The organism is Methylovulum psychrotolerans, from assembly GCF_002209385.1.
In the GTDB taxonomy this organism is placed as follows: Bacteria; Pseudomonadota; Gammaproteobacteria; order Methylococcales; family Methylomonadaceae; genus Methylovulum; species Methylovulum psychrotolerans.
In genome coordinates, this window is the sequence record NZ_CP022129.1 from 3,469,818 (window position 1) to 3,491,942 (window position 22,125).

Sequence of the window (22,125 nt, forward strand, 5' to 3'; positions counted from 1 at the left end):
GGTAGAATTGTGATCCGTATATTCCGACATTATATCTCTAGGGCTTATTTGTCTTTGCTGATAATTGAGTCCTTGGTATTTTTCGCTGCTATGTATTTTGGTATCGGCATCCGTTTTCTGGCTGGCCCAGACTGGTATAGTGTTGAGGAAAGTCTTATTTCCAGTGCTATTTTTGCCGCTACCATGACCTTGTCCTGCTCGGCGATGGGCTTGTACCGGCGTAGTTTAAGTTTGCAGGACTACAATTTATTGGCGCGTACTAGCGCCAGCTTTGTTTTGGCATTGCTGGCCCTGATTGTCATTTATTATTTTATTCCTACCTTGTTAATAGGGCGTAGCGTTTTGGCTATCGCTATGGTGTTGGCATTGGTCGGTATGGTGGTGACCCGCGAGTTTTTTTATAAATTTGCCAATTTGGAAAAGTTTAAAAAACGCATGTTGGTGATCGGCAGCGGCATTAAAGCCAGTAAATTGGGCGAAATCAATAATTCGTTTATCCATAAAGGCTTTGTGGTGGTGGGATTTGTCAGTTTGCCGGGCGAGGATGTGCAGGTCGATAGCCAGCAGTTGATCTATTCCGACAGCGTTAATATCCGTGCGATCGCCGAAAACCTAAGGGCCGACGAGTTGGTGGTGGCCTTAGATGATAACCGCCGCTTTATGCCCTTGAAGGGTTTGTTGGACTGTAAGATGTCAGGCCTGAGGGTTATTGATATGGTCAACTTTTACGAGCGGGAGCAAGGTATTATTTCGCTGGAAAACACCTATCCGGGTTGGCTGATTTTTTGCGACGGATTTACCCAAGGCGGTTTCAGGGCACTAGAAAAAAGGCTGTTTGATTTGTTTGCCAGCACGTTGCTGTTGCTGGTCACTTGGCCGGCGATGTTAATCACCGCCTTGGCCATTTATCTTGAAAGTGGCTGCGCAGGGCCGATATTGTATCGGCAGGTGCGTGTCGGTGAGGACAATAAAAATTTCGAGGTGTTAAAATTCCGCAGTATGCGCACCGATGCCGAAAAAGATGGGGCACAGTGGGCGCAGGCTCAAGATAGCCGCGTCACCCGGGTGGGGGCGTTTATCAGAAAGTGCCGCATTGATGAATTGCCGCAGATTTTTAATGTCTTTAATGGCCAAATGAGCTTTGTCGGCCCCCGTCCGGAACGGCCTGAATTTGTCTATGGTTTTGAAGAAAGAATTCCTTATTATCGGGAACGGCATCGTGTTAAACCGGGTATCACTGGATGGGCGCAGTTATGTTACCCCTACGGTGCAAATGAAAACGATACTATCCAAAAACTTCAATACGATTTGTACTATGTCAAAAACTACAGCTTATTCTTGGACTTATCTATTATGTTCAATACCGTCGAAGTGGTTTTATGGGGTAAGGGCGCACGCTAATAGCCTCCGTCATTTACCGAACGGCTGGAGCCGTACCTTAGGCTATTTGCTGTTGTTAGTGCTGTTATCGGGTGGCTGTTTTTTTGGTACTTGGTCGTCAATCATTGAAATTTGGGCACGCTCTAAGACCTATACCCATGGCTTTGTCATCGTTCCGATTAGTCTTTGGCTGATTTGGTCGCGCCGCGATTATTATCTCCGGTTAGTGCCGACAGTCGCTTATAGCCCATTGCTGGCGGTTTTGGCCGGAGGCTTTTTGTGGTTGTGCGGCGACCTGAGCCATATTGTGATCATTAAACAAGTGGCGGCTGTGGCGATGCTGGTGGCGGGGATTTGGGTGGTATTAGGTCATACGGTGACGTTGAGCCTGTCTTTCCCCTTGCTGTTCCTATTTTTTATGGTGCCCATGGGTGAGGAGTTGATTCCTGCCCTGATAGAATTTACTACGACCTTTACCGTGAAGCTGATCCGCTTGACCGGTTTGCCGGTCTATCGTGACGGCCATTATTTTACCTTGACTTCGGGGAGTTGGTCGGTCATTGAGGCCTGTAGCGGCATCAGTTATCTGATTGCCTCCGTCACTTTGGGCTTTGTGTTTGCCTATCTGAATTACAGCCACTATTGGAAACGTGTCTTGTTCATGCTGTTAAGCGTGGTCGTGCCGATTGTTGCCAACGGCTTCCGTGCCTATATGATTGTCATGATCGGACATTTGAGCGACATGACGCTGGCGGTCGGGGTTGACCATCTGGTTTATGGGGGGGTATTTTTTGGTGTGGTGATGCTGCTGCTATTTTATTTGGGCTCGTTTTGGCGGGATCCGCCATTTACCCCGATTGCCATTGTTCCTAGAAAAGCGAGTGTTTCCAGTACGCCGCAACAATTGGCGGTCAGTGTGCTGTTGCTGGCGGGATTTGGCATCTGGCAGCCATTAGCGGCTACTTTGCTCGACAAACAAGGGCAATTGGCTTTGCCTGCTTATGTGGCAACCCAAGCACTGGGTGATTGGCGGCAAACTGCCGATCCTAAATGGTTGTGGGAGCCGAAATTCCCGCGTGCCGCCGAGCATAGCAAAGCATTTTATAGCGATAGCCATGGCAATAGTGTTGGCCTGTATTATGCCAGCTTTGGTAAGGAAGAACAGGGGGCGGAGTTGGTCAATTCCGAAAACGCCCTGGTTTCCGCCGTGGAAAGCAGACGGTTGCGCATCAGTGCTACCGATACGCTGGCATTTGCTTTAGGCCAGCAGACAGTGACGCTCAATGTGACGGTTTTGAAAGAAAATAGCGGGCAAGTCTTGGTGGTGATGGACAGTTACCAACTGAGCGGCGAAATCAGCAATAACCGCTATTGGGTTAAGGCCAGGCAATTGGTCAAACATTTAAGCGGCGATACCTCCCCTGAACTCAAGCTGGTGCTTTGGGTACAACCTGACAATGATGATATAGCTTCTGCCAAGCGGCTATTGACGGGCTTTTTGACGGCTTGGCTTAAGCAACAGTCTATATAGTCTTGCTCTAATATCCTGCTTCTGAAAACAAACGGGCGCCGCCTATTTTCCTATAGGCCGCCAAAGATGCGGGGGAGCCTATAAAATGAGATGTTCCCTGCGGAACCTATTTTGCAAAATCCAGAAAATTTAGGCCAGGATTCTCCTTGTGCTTGTAAAAATCCGCCTAATTATCGATAATTAAATTAATGCTACGAGGCCGTGCCTAGGGGGTTGACGACCCGGACGATGCCATAAAACCTACAAGGACAGCCTTAAATTATGAAAAAGACCCACAAAACCGGCCCGCTGGCCGCGCTCAAAAAACATCCGGTGCTGGCCGCCGCCGTGGCGGGGGCCGTGCTGGCCGGGGGGTACTGGGGCTTTCCCACAACAACAGCTTCAGGCGGTTGCCCGCCCGGTTGCGGAATACGAACGCGGAGCCCGCGCACGGCTTATGCCCCAACGCCTGCTGGACGATGGCCGACAGGCCGTCGGCGCCCTTGCGCATGTCAACAGGCGACACCGCCAACCAAATGTGCGGCGGCCATGGGATCAGCCCAGGCATCGCCACAGCTCCGCCAGCCAAGCCGCCGATACGCCCGGCGGCAACTCAAGGCTGTGGCCGCCCGCGTGCCGCAGCACAAAAGGTTCGGATGCCGGCACTTGGACTTGTACCGGAATGAAGGCCGGAGGCGGCAATGCCGGTTGCACCCGACGGTATTCGCACAATCGTGCCGCAAAGGTTTTGGCGTTCAGCTGCTGTTGTCGGCAATAATCCGCTTGCGGCAGGCCGCTGGCCTGCCATGCTTCAATATGCCCCATCCACTTCTTTGATAATCCCATCGTTATTCCCCATATAAAAGGGCAAGGATGACAGTTCGTATCAGGTTTGCCTAGGTGGCTGGGTTAGACGTTTACAGTTTTGTCCATCAATCCAGGCCATAAATAGTTGCGACAAAATTGTCAGGTGAGGTAACAGGCCATTAAAACGTCATTAACAAACCCGTTCTAACAAAACTAACCCGTGCTTAGCGTTGGTCAAAGCATTAAACAACCCACTCAGGAAACACTATGTTCGGTTATTTATGGCGCACCTCTTGGCAGGCGATAGTATGGGTATTAATCATCGGCATCACCAGCGGTTTGGGCAGCGCGGCCTTAATAGCGACCATCAACCAAGCTTTGTCGGTGCCCAGTGAGGCGTTGTTAGGGCAGTTTGTCGGCTTATGCGCCTTGGTCTTACTGAGCGAAACGCTGTCTTTTAGCCTGACCAGCCGCTTGAGCGAAGCGACCATCTACAAGCTGCGCATCCGTATCAGCCAATTAATCCTCGGCTCGCCCTACCCAAATTTGCAAAAACTCGGCAAGGCCAAATTATTGGCGAACCTGACCACCGATATCGCCACGCTTTCCCAAGCGTTTATGTTATTGCCGGAGATTTGCATACATGGGGCGGTCGTGGTGGGTTGTCTGGCCTATTTGGCGTGGCTGTCTTGGCAAATGGCGTTGGCGTTGACGGGTATTATCATCGTTACGGTCGGTACTTACCGGTTGTTGACCCAAACCCCCGGACGGGCTTTTGTCAAAGCGCGGGAAGAATATGATAAATTGGGGCAAAGTTTCCGCCATCTGACCGAAGGCATCAAAGAACTGAAATTACACGCCGAGCGGAGCCGCGATTTTATGACTAGAAGCTTGGCGGCCAGCGCGGAAAACCACCGTCGGCTGACGCTGTTTGCCAACGTCACCTTTATGCTGGCTAATAAATACACTTTTCTCGTGTATTATCTGGCGATAGGCCTGATCCTGTTTGGCGGGATTTGGCATCAGGCCGCGCCGGAGGTGGTCAGCGGCTATGTGTTGGTGTTGCTGTTTATGACTGGCCATCTGGCGGGCTTGACCCATAGCTTACCCGCTTTCGTGACGGCACGGATTGCCCTGGACAAAATCACCCAATTGGGGGAAGCGCTGCAAACTGAACCGCTGGGCACACCTAATGCGCCGTTGCCGAAACAATGGGCCACCTTCCAGTTCTTGACCTTGGACGAGGTCACCCACAGCTTCCACCGGGAAAAGGAAAACCGCCGTTTTACCTTAGGCCCCATCAATCTGGAGTTTAGGCCCGGTGAACTGGTGTTTTTGGTCGGCGGCAACGGCAGCGGCAAGACCACCTTGGCGATGTTGTTAATGGGGCTTTACCATCCTGAACTGGGTGAAATCCGCTATAATGGTGTCCGCATCAGCGCGGCGAACCGGGCGGCCTATTTGCAACAGTTTGCTGTGGTGTTTGCCGATTTTTATCTGTTCGACGAGTTGTTCGGCTTCGATGCCGACAAAATCACTTATAAGCTGATGGATTATCTGGAGCGCCTGCATTTGCAGCATAAATTGACGCTGAATAACGGACGGTTTTCCACCACCGCCTTGTCGCAGGGTCAATGCAAACGTTTGGCCTTACTGGTGGCGTATCTGGAAGACCGCCCGTTTTATATTTTTGACGAATGGGCGGCCGACCAAGACCCCGAATTCAAAGAACTTTTTTATACCGAACTGCTGCCGGAGCTCAAGGCCAAAGGCAAAACCGTGTTGGCAATCACCCACGATGACCGTTATTTCCATCTGGCCGACCGCTGCATCACACTGGAAGAAGGCCAGATTAAGGCCATCGACTATCCGCCCGTCACCACACCCCGTCCAATGGTTGAATTTGGGGAGTATTAATGCGCCTGTGCCGCTGGTTTATCGTTTATCCTCTGGCCGTTGCCGTGGTACTGGCCGCTATCGGCTTGGGCGGCGGCTGGTGGCTGTTGCGGCAATCCCTGCCGGAATTGGCCGGTACCCTAAGTGTCGCCGCCTTATCCGCCCCCGTCACCATCACCTCAGACCGCTACGCCATCCCGGTCATCCAGGCCGAAAACCGCCTGGACGCGATACGCGCCCTAGGCTTTATCACCGCGCGTGACCGCTTGTTCCAGATGGATTTGCTGCGCCGTAAAAGTGCCGGGCGGCTGTCCGAGTTATTTGGCGCCATGACGGTCGGTGCTGACACCGCCGCGAGAATTTATGGTTATCCCCACATTGCCCAAGCCGCGTTAGCCAAGCTGCCGCCTGAGCATCAGCGTTATCTCGCCGCCTATACCGAAGGCGTGAACAGTTTTATCGGCCAGGCTAAAGCCCTGCCTTTTGAATTCACCCTCTTGAATTATCGCCCAGAACCTTGGCAAGCCTCGGACAGTTTGCTGGTGGCGTTGGGGATGTCCGAAATGCTGACTGCGTGGGCCGAAACGGAAGAGCGCATGTTAAGCGTGATGACCCAAACCTTGCCCGCCGAGGTCGTGGCGTTTCTGACCCCCGACACCGACCGCTTTACCGACAGCCTGTACCCTAAACCGTCTTGGCGGCCTGCCCAAGCTGTGCCCACCGCCGCCCTTGAGAAATTGCTGCTGCCCGCCGCACCGCCAGCACAGGCTGATGCGACCTTGGTGCGGGAATTTGTCCGTGGCTCCAATGCTTGGGCGGTCAGCGGCACAAAGACGGCAGACGGGCGGGCGATTTTGGCAAATGACATGCACTTGGACTTGTCCGTACCCAACATTTGGTATCGGGCGGAACTTAAGTACGGCAACACCCATAGCGTCGGCGTAGTGTTGCCGGGCACGCCCGTGTTTGTGGCCGGCAGCAACGGCCATATCGCCTGGGGCAACACCAATCTGACCGGGGATTTTTTAGATTTGGTCAGTTTGGAGATCAACCCCGCCAATCCTGGGCAATATAAAGTCGGCGACCATTGGCAAGACTTTAGCCATAAGCAAGAGCGCATCATTATTAAAGATGCCCCCGCCAAAGACCTTGATGTGCAAATGACGGTGTGGGGGCCGGTCACCGTTAAACCCTTATTGGGCAAGCCCGTCGCCATCCATTGGACGGCGTTGGAGGCGGACAACCTCGGCTTGGGGTTGCTGGATTTGGAGCCGACTGCCACGCTGCCGGACGCGCTGGCGGTGGTCAACGCTATCGGCGGCCCACAACTGAATGTGCTGTTAGCGGATGACCAAGGCCATATCGCCTGGACGCTTATGGGCAAAATCCCCCGCCGCATCGGCATGGACGGCTCGGTGAGCCGCTCTTGGGCAGACGGTAAGGTCGGCTGGGACGGTTATGTCAACCCCCAAGAATTACCCCGCGTAACCGACCCCGCCCAAGGTTTTTTGGTGTCGGCCAATGACCGCCGCTTGGGCAAAGACTATCCCCATATCATCGGCCACCAATTTGCCCCAGGGAATCGGGCTTACCGCATCAGCGAACGGCTAGGACAAATGCAGGAGACCAATGAATGGGCTTTGTTTAATCTGCAAGGGGATACGGAAATGGCGCTCTATGGCTTTTACCAGCAACTGGCTTTGGGGCTGTTAAGCCCGGCGACCGTCCGCCAACGCCCGGAACTGCAAGAGCTGCGCGATTACCTGATGGCGTGGGACGGGCGGGCGGACACCGACAGCCTAGGCTTTGCCTTATTGCAGCAATTCCGTAAGCAATTGGTCAAAACCGTGCTGACACCGTTTTTGAATGCCTGCAAAAGCGCCGATAACAACTTCTCCTACTCTTGGCTTTACGTCGACACCCCCTTGCAAGCCCTGCTCAAACAAAAAAGCCCGGCCTTATTGCCCGACCCGACGCACTATAAAAACTGGGATGACTTTATCATCGGGCAATTGCAAGACAGTGCGCAACGGCTTAAGACCCAAGCCAAAACCAGCCAACTGGCCGGATTAACCTGGGGGAAAATCAACAAAACCCGCTTGCTGCACCCTACTTTCGGTGCCGTGCCGATTATCGGCGACTGGCTGAACATGCCGGAACAACCCTTAGCCGGGTGCGGCGGTTGTGTCCGCGCCAACGGCCCCGGTTTTGGGGCCAGCGAACGGCTGGTGGTATCCCCCTCCCATCTTGACGACGGCATCTTACAAATGCCCGGCGGCCAATCCGCCCACCCCTTATCGGCGAACTACCGCGACCAACAAGCGTTTTGGGTGCAAGGTTTGCCGCTGCCTTTGCTGGCCGGAACGGTGCAGCACACGCTGATGCTAAGTAACCGCCCCCAATGACCATCTGCCCAAACCGACAAGGGACGTGCATAAAATAACTTCAGCATCCTCATTTTTGGAGCGCGGGCATCTTGCCCGCCCTTGCGGGCAAGATGCCCGCGCTCCAAGACCCGTACCCTTTAGCGTTTGTCTGAATTATTCCCTAGCCATTCCTAACGCAAATACGGCGTGAGGTTTTTGGGGTGTTAAGCGTCTTAGCAAGAGCCACGGATAAATCCCTTAGTAAAGCTTTTCAAGCTTGTTACATCTAGTGGCGCGGACGCTCCGGCTTTAACTGTGCGTTCTTAACGTTTACATCCGCACACTAAAGCCTTATAGCTGGCATTGATAACCAACAGGAATCCGCACATTGTCTATTACTCACGCAGGGCTTGCCCTTGTTTGGCTCAGCCTGGTGTTGTGTCCGCAGGTGCAGGCCGAAGGCCTTATCGCCGTCACAGTCAAGCCGTTGGCGCAACTGGAGGTTTATCCCGAATCCGCCGCCCCGGCCATGACCGTCAGCCTCAATGACGCACCCATCACCGCGCAAATCGACGCACAGCTTACCGAGATGGCGGTGCGGGTCGGCGATGCCGTTAAGGCCGGGCAGGTGTTGGCACAATTAGCCTGCCAAGATTTTGAGTTGGAGCGGACACGCTTGCAAGGGGAGCGGCAAGCCAGCCAAGCGCGGCTGGAATTGGCGGGCTGGCAGTTGCAACAAACCGAAACCTTGGCGGCGCAGCAAACCGTACCGCAAGAACAAGTGCAGGAAAAACGCGCCCAACTGTCGGTATTGCGCGGCGAATTGGCGGCAAATGCCGCGCGTATCGACACCACCACCCGGCAAATCGGCCATTGCAGCGTCAAAGCTCCCTTTTCTGGCGTGGTGACGGCCCGCCTGATAGGCATAGGCCAGTTTGTCACCCGCAGTACGCCGTTATTGCGCTTATTGGATACTGGCCATTGTGAAGTGTCGGCACAAGTCCCCAGCCGCGAAGTGGCGGCGTTAACCCAAGCCAAAACCCTAACGTTTGAGTACAACAGCCAGCACTATCCATTGCGCTTACGGACGATTGTGCCGACTATACGCCCAGAAACGGGCAGCCAAGAAGTGCGCTTGGATTTTAGTGGCCGCAAAGCCGAGCCGGGGGCGGCAGGGCGTTTAGTGTGGCGCAACCCCGCGCCGCATCTTGCCGCCGAGGCGCTGCTCAAGCGCGGTGAACAATGGGGGGTATTTACCGCCAGTGCCGGGATGGCGCATTTTCAGCCCTTACCTGATGCCCAGCCCGGCCACCCCGCCCTGATTGCCTTGCCGCCTGACACGCCTATTGTCGTGTCAGGGCAATATGGCCTAAATGACGGGATGCCGGTCACAGTGCAAACCGACACTCCCCCTAAGGCCGACAGCAAGGGGCAACCCTAACCCATGTGGCTGACCCGGCTTTATGATAATTCTGTCCTCGCCAACTTGGCCTATAGTCTGGTACTCATTTTGGGGGTGTTGGCCTATATGCAATTGCCTAAGGAAAAAGCCCCCGATGCCAATTTGAATATCATTGAAATCAGTATACCGCTGCCGGGTGCGTCCACCGAAGATGTCGAACGGTTGGCCATTGACCCTATTGAGCGGATGTTACGTTCTAAAATCAAAGATATAGAACACGTTTTCAGCAATGCCCAAAGCGGGGCAGGGCAGGTGACGGTGGTGTTTCAGGATATTAAGCGCCCCCTGTATGAACGCCGCCTGTTGGATGTGCGCCGCGAATTGCAAGCCTTGGCGCAAACGGAATTGCCCAAGGACACCGTACCGGATGTCATTGAAGTTAATAGCACCAACCCGGATTGGTTCAAAGTATTGGTGTACGGGCCGGGTGAAGACGATAACTTCCGCCGCCAAGCGCGGCAAGTGCAACGGGATTTACAGCGTTTGCCCGGCGTGTTGCGGGTGGACACCAAAGGTTTGGAAGACCCGGAACTGCATGTCGTCTTTCACCCTGAGCGTTTGGCGGGCTTGGGCATTGATCCGACGGCGCTGGCCGATACGGTGCGGGCTTATTTTCGCGACCTTGCCGCCGGGATGGTGGAGGTGGATGGCCGGGAATGGCTGGTGCGGGTGACGGGTACGGACAACGCCGCCGCCCAACTGGCGGCTTTACCGATTATCGCCGCGCAAGGCACAGTGAAACTCGGCGACCTGGCCGACATCAGCCGCACCAGCAAAAAAGTCAAATTGGGCGCCCGCTTCCGCGACCAAACCGCCGTTGTGGTGATGCCGATGAAGCAGCCGGGAGCCAATACCCTGGACGTAATCGACAGCATTAACGCGTATATCGGCCAGCGTAATCGGCTAAGTGCCGCCACGGGGGTAAAGTTATTCTTGTTGATTGACACCTCGGATGCGATACGCGACGCGCTGGCGGTTATGGAAGGGCATACTTGGTCGGGGATGGCGTTGGTGGGGGCGGTGACGTGGCTGATGCTCGGCACCCGCTTGGCCTTGCTCACCACGCTGGCGGTGCCGTTTGCCCTATCGGGGGTGTTTATCGCCCTGCAACTGAGCGGACAATCGCTTAACCTGAGCGTGTTGCTGGGGGTGGTGATTGTCTTAGGCATGTTAGTCGATGATGCGGTGGTGGTGATTGAAGCCATCGGCCAGTATTTGCGCCGTGGCTTAGCGCCGCTAGTGGCGACGGTGGCGGCGTTACGCGAAGTGTGGTTGCCCGTCGCCACCTCGTCATTAACCACTATCGCCAGTTTTATGCCGCTGATGTTGGTGGGCGGCATATTTGGCACGGTCATGGGAGTCGTGCCGCAAGTCGTCTGCGGCGCGTTGCTCATCAGCTTAGTGCAAGCCTTATGGATATTGCCGACCCATGCGGCGGCTACCGTCAAACTGGGGGCGGAAGCGTGGTGGCGGGAACGGCTGCGCCGTCGCCTGCAAAAACACTATACCTTGCTGTTGCTGCGGGTGTTGCGCAGGCCGGGACGCGCGTTACTGGCGGTGGCGGCGATTTTTCTCTTGGCGGGCGCGGCATTGGGGTTGGGGTGGGTGCGCTTTGATTTTTTCCCGGAAGAGCCTAATTACGGTTTTGTTGTGACCTTGGAAATGCCCAACGGCACACCGTCCGCGCGTACCTTGGACAAATTGACGGAAATCGAGCGGCGCGTGGGCGGCCTGTTTAACCCCGGCGAACTGCGGGCCAGCGCTATCGAAAGCGGGGCGGTGGTCATTGACGGCAAATATTTGTATGGCCATCAATACGGCGACATCTGGTTTAACTTAAATACCGATGCCAAACGTGATGCCGCCGCGCTCATCCCCTTAGTCAAACCCGTCTTGCAAAGCATTACCGGCACGGTGGGCGTTTGGGTGGAAGGCGACGCGCCCAGCCATACCGGCAAACCCATTAAGCTGATGCTGTCCGGCGTGGGCGGCCAGGAACTGGAAGCGGCCATTGCCGAATTAAAAAGGCTGCTCGGCAGTTTGCCTAGCGTCCATGACAGTAAACTGACCAATGTCGCGGGCTTGCCGGAACTACAACTGCATTTGGATAGTGCCGCCATCCAAAGGGCGGGGCTAAACCCCGACGCAGTGCTGCGCACGGTGCAATTGTTAGCGGATGGCGAGAGCGTCGCACGTTTTACTGACCAAAGCGAACCCGTGGGGGTGCGGGTCAGGGCGCACAACGGCAACGCCACCGACATCGCCGTCTTCTTGTGGCACACTGTCACCCGCGCCGACGGCAGCGTCGTGCCGCTAAGCCAAGTGCTGGTTGCCGAACAGCGCATCGGGCCGGCCAGTATTGTCCATAGGGATTTCCAGCGTATTGTGACCTTACAGGCCGACATCGACAAAAGCCAAACCGACACCTTAACCATCAATCAGCAGATTAAGGCGCGTTGGGCGGCGGTTAGCGGGCGTTATCCGGGGGTACAAGTGAATTTCGGCGGCGAAATAGAAGCGGTGAACAAAGGCTTAAGCCAATTAGGGCAACAGTTTGTGCTGGGCATCGGCCTGATTTTCCTAATTGTCGGCGCCCAGTTTAAAAGCTATGGCCTGCCTTGTTTAGTATTGCTGAAAGTACCGATGGCCTTTGCGGGCGTGGTGTTGGGCTTGCTGCTGTCACGCGAACCGATTAGCCTGTACACCTTATACGGCGCGGTCGCCTTGGCGGGGATTGCCGTCAATTCGGCGATTTTGCTGTTCTCCGCCGCGCATGACCGTTTATTGGGCGGTATGGGGGTAGTCCATGCCGCCGTCTACGCGGCGCGGCGGCGCATGTTGCCTATCCTGATCACCTCGTTGACAACGCTGGTCGGCTTATTGCCGTTAGCACTGGCGGCTGACCGCTCCGCTACCTTATGGCGGCCTGTGGCGACCGCCATTGTTTGGGGGGTGGGGTTCTCAACGCTGTTGACGCTATTCATCGTGCCGTTGCTGTATCGTCTGGCGATGGGCGGGGCAAGGCCGAAGCCACAGGCGGCGCGATGATAGACCGCAATAACCGCTTATTCTATCTTGTGCCATTGCTGCTCAGCCTTGGTGTTGCCCCGCCTAGTCTGGCCGATGACTTAGTGGCGGTTTACCGACAAGCCGCCCAAGAAGACCCGCAATTGGAAGGGGCGCGGGAAGCCTTGGCGGCGGTGCAGGAAAACCGTGACCAAACCCGCGCGGCGTTGTTCTTGCCTAGTGCCGATTTTAGCGCCAACGTTAACCAAGATCGCCAAAGCGTGCAATTTGGCGGTGCCGCCACAGGTTCAAGCGGTAGCAGCACGTTCGTGTCCGGCGGCTACACCCTGACCCTGACCCAACCGATTTTGCATTATGAGCGCGTTATGGGCAAGCAACAGGCCGATAAGCGCGTCGCTCAAGCCGAAGCCGAATTCGCCGCCGCCGAAATCGCGGTGTTGTTGCGGGTCGCCGAACGTTATTTCGAAGTGTTAGCCGCCGCCGATAATCTGCGCTTCGCCCAAGCGCAACGGGACGCTTTGGCGCGTGGCTTAGCCGAGACCCAACAACGCCAACGGGTCGGTTTTTTGGCGACGGCGGATGTGCAAGAGGCTCAAGCGGGCTATGACCGCGCCCTGTCCGATGTCGTTGATGCCGAACACCAGTTGCGCGATGCCCAAGAAAGCTTACAGGAAACCACCGGCCAACAGTACGCGCAACTGGCGGTGTTGCGCGACGACATCCCTCTGGTTGCGCCAGAGCCTGCCAGTGAAGCGCGCTGGGTAGACCAAGCCTTGGTGCAAAATTTAAGCCTGCGGGTCAGCGAACAACTGGTTGAAATCGCCAAGGCGGCGATTGAACTACAAAAATCCGGGCATTTGCCCACCCTAGATGCGGTCGGCAGCCAAAGTTTTTCCACTAGCGGTGGCCGTTTCGGCTCGTCGGATGTCGAGGACACCATCGTCGGCCTCAGCCTGACCGTGCCGTTGTATCAAGGCGGTCAGGTCAATTCTAAAATCAGGGAAGCCGAACATCGGCACAGCCAAGCCAAGGCCAATCTCAAACAAGCGCAACGCGCCGTACATCGGGAGGCCAGCAACGCCTTTCTCGGCGTGGTCGGCGGCATCAGCCGCGTCAAGGCCTTACGGCAAACGGTAAGCTCCAGCCAAACCGCCCTCGCCGCCACCCAAGCCGGGTTCCGGGCGGGGCGGCGCACCGCCTTGGATGTCATCATCGCCGAACGCGAACAACTCCGCGCCCAAAACGATTACGCCCGCGCCCGTTATGATTATTTGCTGGCCACACTGCGGCTGAAACAGGCGGTAGGCACCTTATCGCCGGAGGATTTGGTAAAAATCAATGGCCTGTTGGTAAACCACAGCTAAATCAGTGTGCAATGGCCTTTAGCCATTTTTCGAAAGGGAATAGGTGAACGGTTACTCCAAATCGGCGGCAAAATATTTTAGAAGTGCAAAAGGTACGCACAGCGTAGCCTACGGTGAATTGTAAAAGCCGAAGATTTGGCCGTTCACAGTATATATAAACATCATGCGCTTAAAGATTCTTTGCGAAAAAGACAAAACCGTCATAATTTAAAAAAACCCCATAAAACTATATTTATAATACGTTGATTTTAAACAGTAAAAACTTTTTCATCACTTCATATTAGTATGGTTTTCAAAAAATCCTTTCTGTCAATGCGTAACTTCTATATTCTATGAAAGGGGCAAACCCGGTCACTTTTTAACATGATTAGCCTACCTGTTTTCCGCCAAACGTTCAGTTAAAAATTTTGGGCTGTTTTATGAAAAACGTGATGGTCGGGTACCACATTGATAAGCCCTGACATGTTGTTTCTACTCATATTTATTTAAATATAAAGACGTAACCAGGTACAGATTATGAACAATTATAAACTCTACAAGCTTTACGGATTCTTATGCGCCGCGTTCCTTGCCTTTACCCCCGCTAATGCCGCCCGCGCAGCAGATACTCCCCCAGTAACCATCGGCTACACCCAACATTACGGGTCTCCCCTTGATGAGCAATTGACGGGTATTGCGCATGACCCGTTGGGCAATGCCTTTATGGTAGGAAATAGGCTAGACCCCAGTGCCAGCACCTACGGTATCGACGGGTTTGTCCGCAAATACGATGCGTTCGGGGCACTCCTCTGGCACCGAGGCAAGGCTTCCGCATCGGCCAACGGTATAGCGACGGACAAAAACGGCAATTCGTATATCGTGGGTGCCTATACTGCTGGCGCATGGCCCAACCAGCGCGACTACATTTATCTCCAAAGTTTCAATGCAACGGGAAGCCCATTGTGGACAAAAAAATTCACGATTCCAGTCGCAAGTGACCGTACGCTTTTAACGGCCAACGCCATTGCCACCACCCAAGATAATAATTCTATTGTCATCCTTTTCGAAAAAGCCTACTACCCGTATCAAAATCGGCAAGTTTTTATCAGAAAATATAATCTGTCAGGGGAGTTGTTATGGGAAAGTCAGGCGAGTTCCACCTCGTCGCCCTATGCGGCCCGCCCAAGCTTGGCCACCGATGCCGACGGCAACAGCTATGTTGCAGCCAACAGTGTCGCTTTCCAACAATGGAATACCAGCCTTACCCGGCTGGATGCCCAAGGTACCGCCACATGGACTGTTCCCTTCTTTCCGACCAGTTCGACTAAGCTCACTTATGTACATGCCTTAGCAGCCGATAGCGCGGGCAATGTGTACCTCACGGGGATCACCAGGGGCAACCTCGCGGGCGACAACAAAGGCTCCGATGATGTGTTTTTGCGTAAATACGGCCCAGACGGCACCGCACTGTGGACGAGCCAGTTCGGTACCGACAGCAGCGATTATGGCAATGCCCTAACCCTTGATTCTGCGGGAAATATCTATGTCGCGGGATCAAGTATGGGCTCATTAAACGGCACAAACCGGGGTTCCTATGATGCCTTCGTCCGCAAATACAATGCGTCCGGCAAACTGGTGAGAAGCCAGCAATTCGGCAGTAGCGACTTCGATATCGCCAATGCTGTCCGTGTTGGTGACGACGGCGCGGTTTATGTCGGGGGAAATACTAACGGCAATTTTGGCGGAACAGCCAAGGGTAAATTAGATGTTTATCTTCGCAAATACGAGCTATTTCGATGAAGCCTGCGCAGGATGTATCGATACCGTCACTAATTGAGCGTTAAGCAAAGGACGGAGCAAATGCGGACACACACGGTCAGGTTATGGCCTAAACCGTGTGTGCCAACGTTCATCCTGCCATTTTTACAAACAATATATAAATAAAATTGTTATGGCTCTATATGGGTTTTACTAAAGAGGCACGGCAAAAAGACCCAAAAAGACCCTGAAACCCATATAAAGCCTATTTTTAATACATAAAATTGTATAGATACTTGTCTCAGGGCAGGGAGTGGCCGTATTACATTGCACTATGTTGTTTTAATTAAATATTATGAACTATTCATTTTAATTTTTAAAACTTGAACATCGGGCACAACAGATTTTATTTCCCGCCTATTAGTAAGCCGTATTAACATTTAGCCTATTTTTATTTTTAATTAGGGTGGGGGATTTATCGCCCCGTTCGTCTTAAGTTAAACAACGATAGGCAAATCGTCATTAGCACTCACAAGATTTGTTCGGTTACATCGTCAATCGTTAATCTAAGGGTCTGAGGGAGAAAATAACGTTATGAACATGGCCTGCCAACAACAGCAGAAAAAGCCCCGCGCCATCAACGGCCCAGGGGCAGAACCCAAATTTCCTGCCGCCCGCTATTTCCAAGTGCATTTTGAGCATTTGCAAGCTCAGCTTGAGGACACGCGGCAAAGCCTCGCGGGCTTGCACGAGCAACTGGCCGAATTAAACGGCAAGCTGCAATTTCATACCGAGCCGTCCCGATCTGACTTAAAGAAATGACAGTTTATTTTGTCGGGCCCAGCCCTAAATACTCAGGCCGCTTGCCAATACCATCAATAACCTTGGCAGACGGCTGGCAACGTCCTCTGGCGATTGCCGCCGTTGCCGTGTTAGCGGCACTGTTGCACGGCGCTTGCCTGTTTTGGTATCTGGAACGCCCCGCGCCCCAGGCCATCAGCAAAGCCGTGCCGTTACCGACTATTGATATTGCTTTGGCCGGGCCCAGTCCGCCAGCGGTTACCAAAACCGCCGCGCCACCGCCACCGCCGCCTGCTAAAGCCGAACCCAAGCCGCTTGACAAAAAACCTGCGCCAAAACCTAAGCCCAAGCCTGTCCAGAAGCCGAAAATAGCCAGCGAAGTCAAAAAGCCCGCAGCGGAACCGCAAGCCAAGCCCGAAGCTTTACCGGATGTGCCGGCCCCTGCCGCACCGCCAGTGCCCGCCAGTCAGGCCGCTCCGGCAAGCAGCCATCAGGACAAGCCGACATCAGCGAGCCAGAATAACACCGTGACTTCTGCCTCCGCCAACGCAAATTATTTAAATAACCCCGCCCCGGTTTATCCGCGCATGGCACGGCAACGGCAGTGGGAAGGGAGAGTCTTGCTGCGGGTGTTTGTAACCGCTGAGGGCAATTGCGGCGAGTTGTCGGTACAGCACAGTAGTGGCCATGATGTGCTTGACGAGGCGGCGTTGGAGGCGGTCAAACAATGGCGGTTTGTGCCGGGCAAACGCGGCGACACCGCCGTCGCCAGTTGGGTAAACGTGCCGATTGAGTTTAAGTTGGATTAAGTCTACCGGAGCCGCAGCGCGTGTTCTAGGCAGGGAGGCACTGTGCCTCATAATGAAAAATAACTATTGCGCAAAAGGGGGAAATGATTTTGGATATGTCAGAAGCAGGTATTGTCAATGGCACACTGTGTTTATTAGGGTGTTTTTCGTTATTGACGTGGAGCGTCATTTTGCTTAAGGCGCTGGAAGTAGGTTGGAATGCGTGGCGTAACCACCGTTTTATCCGCCAGTTTAAAGCCAGCAAAGCGCCGCAGGCGCTTGATCAGCAAGGCCTTAATGCCCAAGCGATGCGCATTTACCACGTCGGCTTGGCTATTCTTAAACGCTTGCCCGAACAGCAGCACTTATCGGTCGGGCAATACCAAGCGTGGCATGAATTATTGGAACGGGCGATGCGCCAACAGTTGCAAAAAGAAAAGGCCAGGATGGAATCGGGCTTAGGCTGGCTGGCAAGTTTCGGTAGCACCTCGCCGTTCGTCGGGCTGTTCGGCACGGTGTGGGGCATTATGCACGCCCTCAAAGACATCGGTGCGCAAGGTTCGGCCAGCTTAGACGTGGTCGCGGGGCCTATCGGTGAAGCCTTAGTCGCCACCGGCCTCGGCATCGCCGTTGCCATTCCGGCAGTATTGGCCTATAACTTTTTTCTGCGCCAAAACCGCGCCACCTTGGCGACATTGGAACATTTTGCCAGTGATTTCCTGCATGACACTATGCAGAACCATTTACTCCAAGCGACGGAATACGACGATGTCCATGCAACTGTCCAATAATGACGACGACGGCGAACTGAGCGAGATCAACGTCACGCCGCTGGTGGACGTGATGCTGGTGTTGCTGGTGGTGTTTATCGTCACCGCACCGCTGCTGACCCAAGTGGTGCGGGTCAAATTACCCAAAACCGAACAGACCGAACCCACCCCCGACCAACATGTCGCCGTGTTAAGCATCAATGCCGAAGGTATGCCGATGCTGGATGACAAAGCCGTGCCGCTGGTGGGCTTAGAGGCGGAACTGAAAGCCTTACAGGCTAAAGACCCTGAAATCAGCCTGCAACTCCAAGCCGATAAAGCGGCGGTTTTTGAGGCCGTCGCCAAAGTCATGGCCAGTGCCCAGCGTTCCGGCATCAGCAAATTATCGTTTGTGACCGTGCAGCAATAACCCGGCCATATAGTCGTCTGTAGGTCAGGCACACTGTTCGCCCGACAGAAGTCCCCGTTCCCTGAGCGAAGCCGAAGGGCGCGGGGGCTTCGACTAGGATAAGGCAGAGATAAAAAGGTTAAATCATGAATGGACGCTTACTAAAAGCGAGTGTTTTGAAACTGTCAATAATGAAAAATGTCCGGCAAAACAGCGTGCAGAGCCTCACTGCCATTAAGTTAAGGGTTTAGTGTTATTAATCAGTATCTTATATGTTTGTATAACGCCTCTTGCCGTCCCTGCCAATCTTCCACACTGCCCCTGCCATTCATCAACGTTGTAGTTTGATTGCAAATTATTTACAATGCAAAGCATGAAGCAAGCAAATGAACATCAACCCAGCACCCCTGAACTTGCAGAACACATTGACAGCCAAGCCGCCGCTTGGTTTGCCAGACTGCGTGCTGATTCTGTCACCCCCGAAGAAAAAGCGGCCTTTGCCCATTGGCTGCAAGAGGCTCCTGCCCATCAACAAGCATTTGATGAAATTTGTGCGTTGTGGGGCGACCCACTGCTCCGGCAGGCGCTCAAAGCAGCGGCACAGCCACCGTCCAGCCCTAATGACAAGGCGGGGCAGCGTTTTTGGTATCCTTTATTTATGTTGGCCTGTTTGGCTTTGCTGTCGGTTGTCTACAATGGGCTAGGGATGAGTAGCTGACAGCCCGCCTTGAAACGGGCTTGCTGTCCTTTGCGCCCCCCAGCCCCGATGAGTCTCTAAGACTGCGCGGCCTCTTCCATCTGTTTGCGCAAACTTAACGGGCGCATATCCGTCCACACTGTTTTTATGTAATCCAAGCAGGCTTGTTTGTTGCCGCTTTTATTAACGGCAGACCAACCGCCGGGGATTTCCTTATAATCCGGCCAAATAGAGTATTGCTCTTCGTGGTTCACCACAACCTGATAAACCGTATTATCTTCTTCGTCACCTAACGCCATTTTTTCTCTCCGATGTTGTTACTGTGTTCTTTTTGGGGATTATGAAAATTTCAGCCGCTTTACGGGTATTTAACCCCGGAAAAGCCTAGCCATAGCTAAGACGGCCCAACAGCCAAAAACCTCAGCCACTGCTTAGGCCGGCAACAAGTTTTTCATCCGCTTACGGCAATGCTGCAAACCTTTCATAATGTGCTTTTCAACCCCACTTTCAGAAATGCCCAAATCTTTGGCGATTTCGCTATAGCTCATGCCGTGGATATTATGCAGCGCAAACACTTGGCGGCAACGGGGCGGTAATTCATCAATCACCCCCCGCAAAATCGCCAATTTTTGTTGGTCTACCGCCTCCTGTTCCAGAGAGGGTAACTCCGCTTCAGGTACAACCGTCACATCTTGGCTTTGGGCATAATTGTCGGTGACTTTTTGGTGTTTAAGATAATCAAAAGCCAAGTTTTTCGCGATGCGGAACAAATAGCTGCGGGGGTTTTCAATCAACTGTTTTTTAACGCCTACAGAGAATTTGATAAAACTTTCTTGGACAATTTCTTCCGCCAGATCATGGCAATGGAGGATTTGGAAGACATGGTAAACCAATTCGTTTTTATGTTTTAGGTACAGGTTCTCTATAGTAATGTTCATGTTCTCTTCCGTTGTTCGCGTTAAATAACAAATGCTTGTTATGACAAATAGGCCATTGCCCGACGGCTGTATAGACTGGGGCCGAGCAGATTAACCCTCATAATTAACGGAAATGCAGGTTTTGTACCAGATTAAAAAATTAAAAATTAATGTTTTTATATCATGAGGTTAACGGCGATTAAAACACTTAGCGGGCATTTTTGCCAATAAAATCCAAGCGATATAATAAGCGATTTGCCATAGCCAGTGTGTTAAATAACATTGTTTAATTACTGTATTGACCGTGTGGTTACGCAGAAGGGTATATCGGATAAAAGCGGCCACAGTGTCCACATTGTTAATGGCCATTAGGCGGATGAGGTCGGGTAGGGGATTATGTTAAATTTTAGGGGAAAAGCCGCGTAGGTCGGGCAGACGGTTTTGCCCGACATTTACCCATGCCGCCAGAAGTGACGTAGACAACCCCTAAGGATTAAAGGGGGATAGCATAAGCAAAGGGTATGGCAAACCATACGGCTTGTGTCGGGCAAAACCGCCTGCCCGACCTACGCGGCTGCCCCAACCAATATTCCCCATCGCCACGGCAATTTTACCCATATAGTCCGGTAGGGTACGCTGTGCGTACCTTTTTTATGGTATTTTTGTTATATCGTTAGTGAAGGTACGCACAGCGTACCCTACCTGGCTTATGTAAACATCACTTTGGCGAAAATTAGAAACTTAAGAAACACAAACACCCCCCTAAAACGCCAACAAATAATGCAGCACATGCAAAATATAAATCAATTTCAAAAATCCCGCTTCATCCAAGCCGATAGTCTGTTGTTGGCCTTGAAACAATTGCCGTAAATTACGTTGCCCGTCGATTGCCGCGAATAAGCTTTCCAGTAATAAGGCAAATTCGGCAGGGATGGCAAAAGTATGCCCCATGACTTTGATAAACAAGGCTTCTTTAACGCCGCCTTGGCCGTCAAAGGTTTTGGTGCGGGTGAAGATTAACGGGCGGTTGGGTATCAGGTGCGGTATGGCTTGCCATACTTGGGCATTGGGGATAAAAAACCGTTGCACAGCCGCACTATCTAGACTATCCACCTGCGCGGCGGTTTTTCTTAACACAAAGTAATGCACTAGCTGGTTAAGCAGGTCGGTTTCGGCGGAGACTTTTTCCAGATTAAGGTAAGTGAAACGGTGGTTTTCCAGATTGATTACCGTGTAACCCAGTTGGGTGAATACGGGCGGTAATTCGGCCAGGTTGCGCATCCCCAATTCGGGCAGGTCGGCGGCGATGCGGAAGGGTTTGGAAAAGTTCAGCCATAGCCCGTCAGGTTTGAGGACGCGGCGGATTTCTTGCGCCAAGCCCAGCGGGTTACTGACAATATCCAACATATATTGAGTAATCACCACCGATAAGCTGGCATTTTTAAAGGGCAGGTTATTGACATTGGCGGTTAATAACTCGATATTGCCGGGCGGTTGCGTGGGTGGCGTTAGGGTGACGGCTTGCCAATGGGCATCGGGCAAATGGCAGTGTAAGGGTTCGCCCGCCATAAAAGTTTGTGCCGCCAGTAGTGTCGGTAAGGATAAGTCCACGCCATAAGCGCGGTCAAAATGCGGGGCGACGCTGTGCAGCAAGCCACAAGCACCGGCTCCCAAGACTGCCACGGCGGCCTTATCGGGGTGGTGTTCGTTGAGAGTGGCGGCAATCCGTCCGGCGACTTTGGCAAAATCTGCGGTATCCGCCCAATCTTGGTAAAAATACGGCAGCATATCCAGCAAGGTGGTGCCGGTTTTTATCATGCTCCACGCCAGCAAGTCGGGCGTTTGCGGGTTGGCTTGCAAAAACGCGCGGATCGCTTGGTAGGGTGTTGCTAAAACTTCGCGGTTGGTGCTTATTGCCGTTAATAGGGTGCTGATGCGTGCCGAAAATTCGCTGTCAGTTGTGGCTTGCTGTGTTGATAGTTTGTCGGCCATGGCGGTTAAGGCCTGTTCGGCTTCGGCCTGTTCTTGGAGATAGCCTTGCAGGGAGGCGGCGGCATCGGGAATAAACACGCGGATACCGTTAATGGCGGGGTAATGCTGGCCGCAGTGTTGGCAGCTTAGGGCATGGTCTGAGGTGTTGGTCAGGTCGCTGGCGCAGAGGATACAGTGGTACATAGGTGTTCCGTGTAGGGTTTGAAGTTGTTTTTAGGGTAGG

Annotated in this window: 18 protein-coding genes; 13 read left to right on the forward strand and 5 right to left on the reverse strand. The window is 53.2% G+C overall.

All coding sequences use genetic code 11. The features are described 5' to 3' along the window. Positions 1 to 9 precede the first annotated feature (9 nt). Together CEK71_RS15770 and xrtA are read left to right on the forward strand one after the other, a co-directional pair. Positions 10 to 1,401, forward strand: a complete 1,392-nt coding sequence (locus tag CEK71_RS15770) for a TIGR03013 family XrtA/PEP-CTERM system glycosyltransferase (RefSeq protein WP_088620273.1) — start codon at positions 10 to 12, stop codon at positions 1,399 to 1,401. Then, entirely contained in the window at positions 1,316 to 2,911 is a 1,596-nt protein-coding gene (xrtA, locus tag CEK71_RS15775; protein WP_088620274.1) for an exosortase A, read from the forward strand. The genes CEK71_RS15770 and xrtA overlap by 86 nt, the downstream gene beginning before the upstream one ends. Before the next feature lie 298 nt (positions 2,912 to 3,209). Here the strand turns inward: xrtA and tnpB are convergent, their stop codons facing one another. Both tnpB and tnpA read right to left on the reverse strand, forming a co-directional pair. Then, a complete protein-coding gene (tnpB, locus tag CEK71_RS15780; protein WP_157679306.1) occupies positions 3,210 to 3,458 on the reverse strand; it encodes an IS66 family insertion sequence element accessory protein TnpB in 249 nt (82 codons plus the stop codon). Then, a complete protein-coding gene (gene tnpA / locus CEK71_RS15785) occupies positions 3,446 to 3,736 on the reverse strand; it encodes an IS66 family insertion sequence element accessory protein TnpA (RefSeq protein WP_088620275.1) in 291 nt (96 codons plus the stop codon). Before tnpA ends, tnpB begins: the two co-directional genes overlap by 13 nt. 228 nt (positions 3,737 to 3,964) lie before the next feature. On the opposite strand from tnpA, the gene CEK71_RS15790 reads away from it, so the two are divergent. The 11 genes from CEK71_RS15790 (at position 3,965) to CEK71_RS15840 (ending at position 19,014) form a co-directional block, all read left to right on the forward strand. Next, positions 3,965 to 5,614 carry a cyclic peptide export ABC transporter gene (locus tag CEK71_RS15790; protein ID WP_088620276.1) on the forward strand — a complete coding sequence of 550 codons (1,650 nt, stop codon included), beginning with the start codon at positions 3,965 to 3,967 and terminating at the stop codon, positions 5,612 to 5,614. Beyond that, on the forward strand, positions 5,614 to 7,998 hold the full coding sequence (locus CEK71_RS15795) for a penicillin acylase family protein (protein WP_088620277.1): 2,385 nt from the start codon (positions 5,614 to 5,616) through the stop codon (positions 7,996 to 7,998). Before CEK71_RS15790 ends, CEK71_RS15795 begins: the two co-directional genes overlap by 1 nt. A gap of 349 nt (positions 7,999 to 8,347) precedes the next feature. Further along, positions 8,348 to 9,400: an efflux RND transporter periplasmic adaptor subunit gene (locus CEK71_RS15800; protein WP_157679308.1), complete on the forward strand. Its 1,053-nt coding sequence runs from the start codon at positions 8,348 to 8,350 to the stop codon at positions 9,398 to 9,400. Between the two features lie 3 nt (positions 9,401 to 9,403). Further along, a complete protein-coding gene (locus CEK71_RS15805) occupies positions 9,404 to 12,469 on the forward strand; it encodes an efflux RND transporter permease subunit (RefSeq protein WP_088620279.1) in 3,066 nt (1,021 codons plus the stop codon). Further along, positions 12,466 to 13,812, forward strand: a complete 1,347-nt coding sequence (locus CEK71_RS15810; protein WP_157679310.1) for a TolC family outer membrane protein — start codon at positions 12,466 to 12,468, stop codon at positions 13,810 to 13,812. Before CEK71_RS15805 ends, CEK71_RS15810 begins: the two co-directional genes overlap by 4 nt. A 516-nt stretch (positions 13,813 to 14,328) precedes the next feature. Beyond that, complete coding sequence (locus tag CEK71_RS15815; protein ID WP_088620281.1) at positions 14,329 to 15,591, forward strand: SBBP repeat-containing protein; 1,263 nt, start codon at positions 14,329 to 14,331, stop codon at positions 15,589 to 15,591. A 552-nt stretch (positions 15,592 to 16,143) separates the two neighbouring features. Then, positions 16,144 to 16,371 carry a hypothetical protein gene (locus tag CEK71_RS15820; protein ID WP_088620282.1) on the forward strand — a complete coding sequence of 76 codons (228 nt, stop codon included), beginning with the start codon at positions 16,144 to 16,146 and terminating at the stop codon, positions 16,369 to 16,371. Further along, positions 16,368 to 17,159: an energy transducer TonB gene (locus CEK71_RS15825; RefSeq protein WP_088620283.1), complete on the forward strand. Its 792-nt coding sequence runs from the start codon at positions 16,368 to 16,370 to the stop codon at positions 17,157 to 17,159. The genes CEK71_RS15820 and CEK71_RS15825 overlap by 4 nt, the downstream gene beginning before the upstream one ends. A 95-nt stretch (positions 17,160 to 17,254) precedes the next feature. Further along, complete coding sequence (locus CEK71_RS15830) at positions 17,255 to 17,929, forward strand: MotA/TolQ/ExbB proton channel family protein (RefSeq protein WP_088621660.1); 675 nt, start codon at positions 17,255 to 17,257, stop codon at positions 17,927 to 17,929. Further along, on the forward strand, positions 17,907 to 18,317 hold the full coding sequence (locus CEK71_RS15835) for an ExbD/TolR family protein (RefSeq protein ID WP_088620284.1): 411 nt from the start codon (positions 17,907 to 17,909) through the stop codon (positions 18,315 to 18,317). The genes CEK71_RS15830 and CEK71_RS15835 overlap by 23 nt, the downstream gene beginning before the upstream one ends. Before the next feature lie 352 nt (positions 18,318 to 18,669). Continuing rightward, on the forward strand, positions 18,670 to 19,014 hold the full coding sequence (locus CEK71_RS15840; protein WP_088621661.1) for a FecR/PupR family sigma factor regulator: 345 nt from the start codon (positions 18,670 to 18,672) through the stop codon (positions 19,012 to 19,014). Positions 19,015 to 19,070: 56 nt separating this feature from the next. On the opposite strand, the gene CEK71_RS15845 is transcribed toward CEK71_RS15840, so the two are convergent. The 3 genes from CEK71_RS15845 to CEK71_RS15860 form a co-directional block, all read right to left on the reverse strand. Beyond that, complete coding sequence (locus CEK71_RS15845; RefSeq protein ID WP_088620285.1) at positions 19,071 to 19,292, reverse strand: MbtH family protein; 222 nt, start codon at positions 19,290 to 19,292, stop codon at positions 19,071 to 19,073. A gap of 132 nt (positions 19,293 to 19,424) precedes the next feature. Continuing rightward, on the reverse strand, positions 19,425 to 19,931 hold the full coding sequence (locus tag CEK71_RS15850) for an RNA polymerase sigma factor (protein WP_088620286.1): 507 nt from the start codon (positions 19,929 to 19,931) through the stop codon (positions 19,425 to 19,427). 741 nt (positions 19,932 to 20,672) lie between these two features. After that, positions 20,673 to 22,085 (reverse strand): class I SAM-dependent methyltransferase, encoded by a 1,413-nt coding sequence (locus tag CEK71_RS15860; protein ID WP_088620288.1) that lies wholly within the window; start codon positions 22,083 to 22,085, stop codon positions 20,673 to 20,675. Between the last annotated feature and the right edge of the window lie 40 nt (positions 22,086 to 22,125).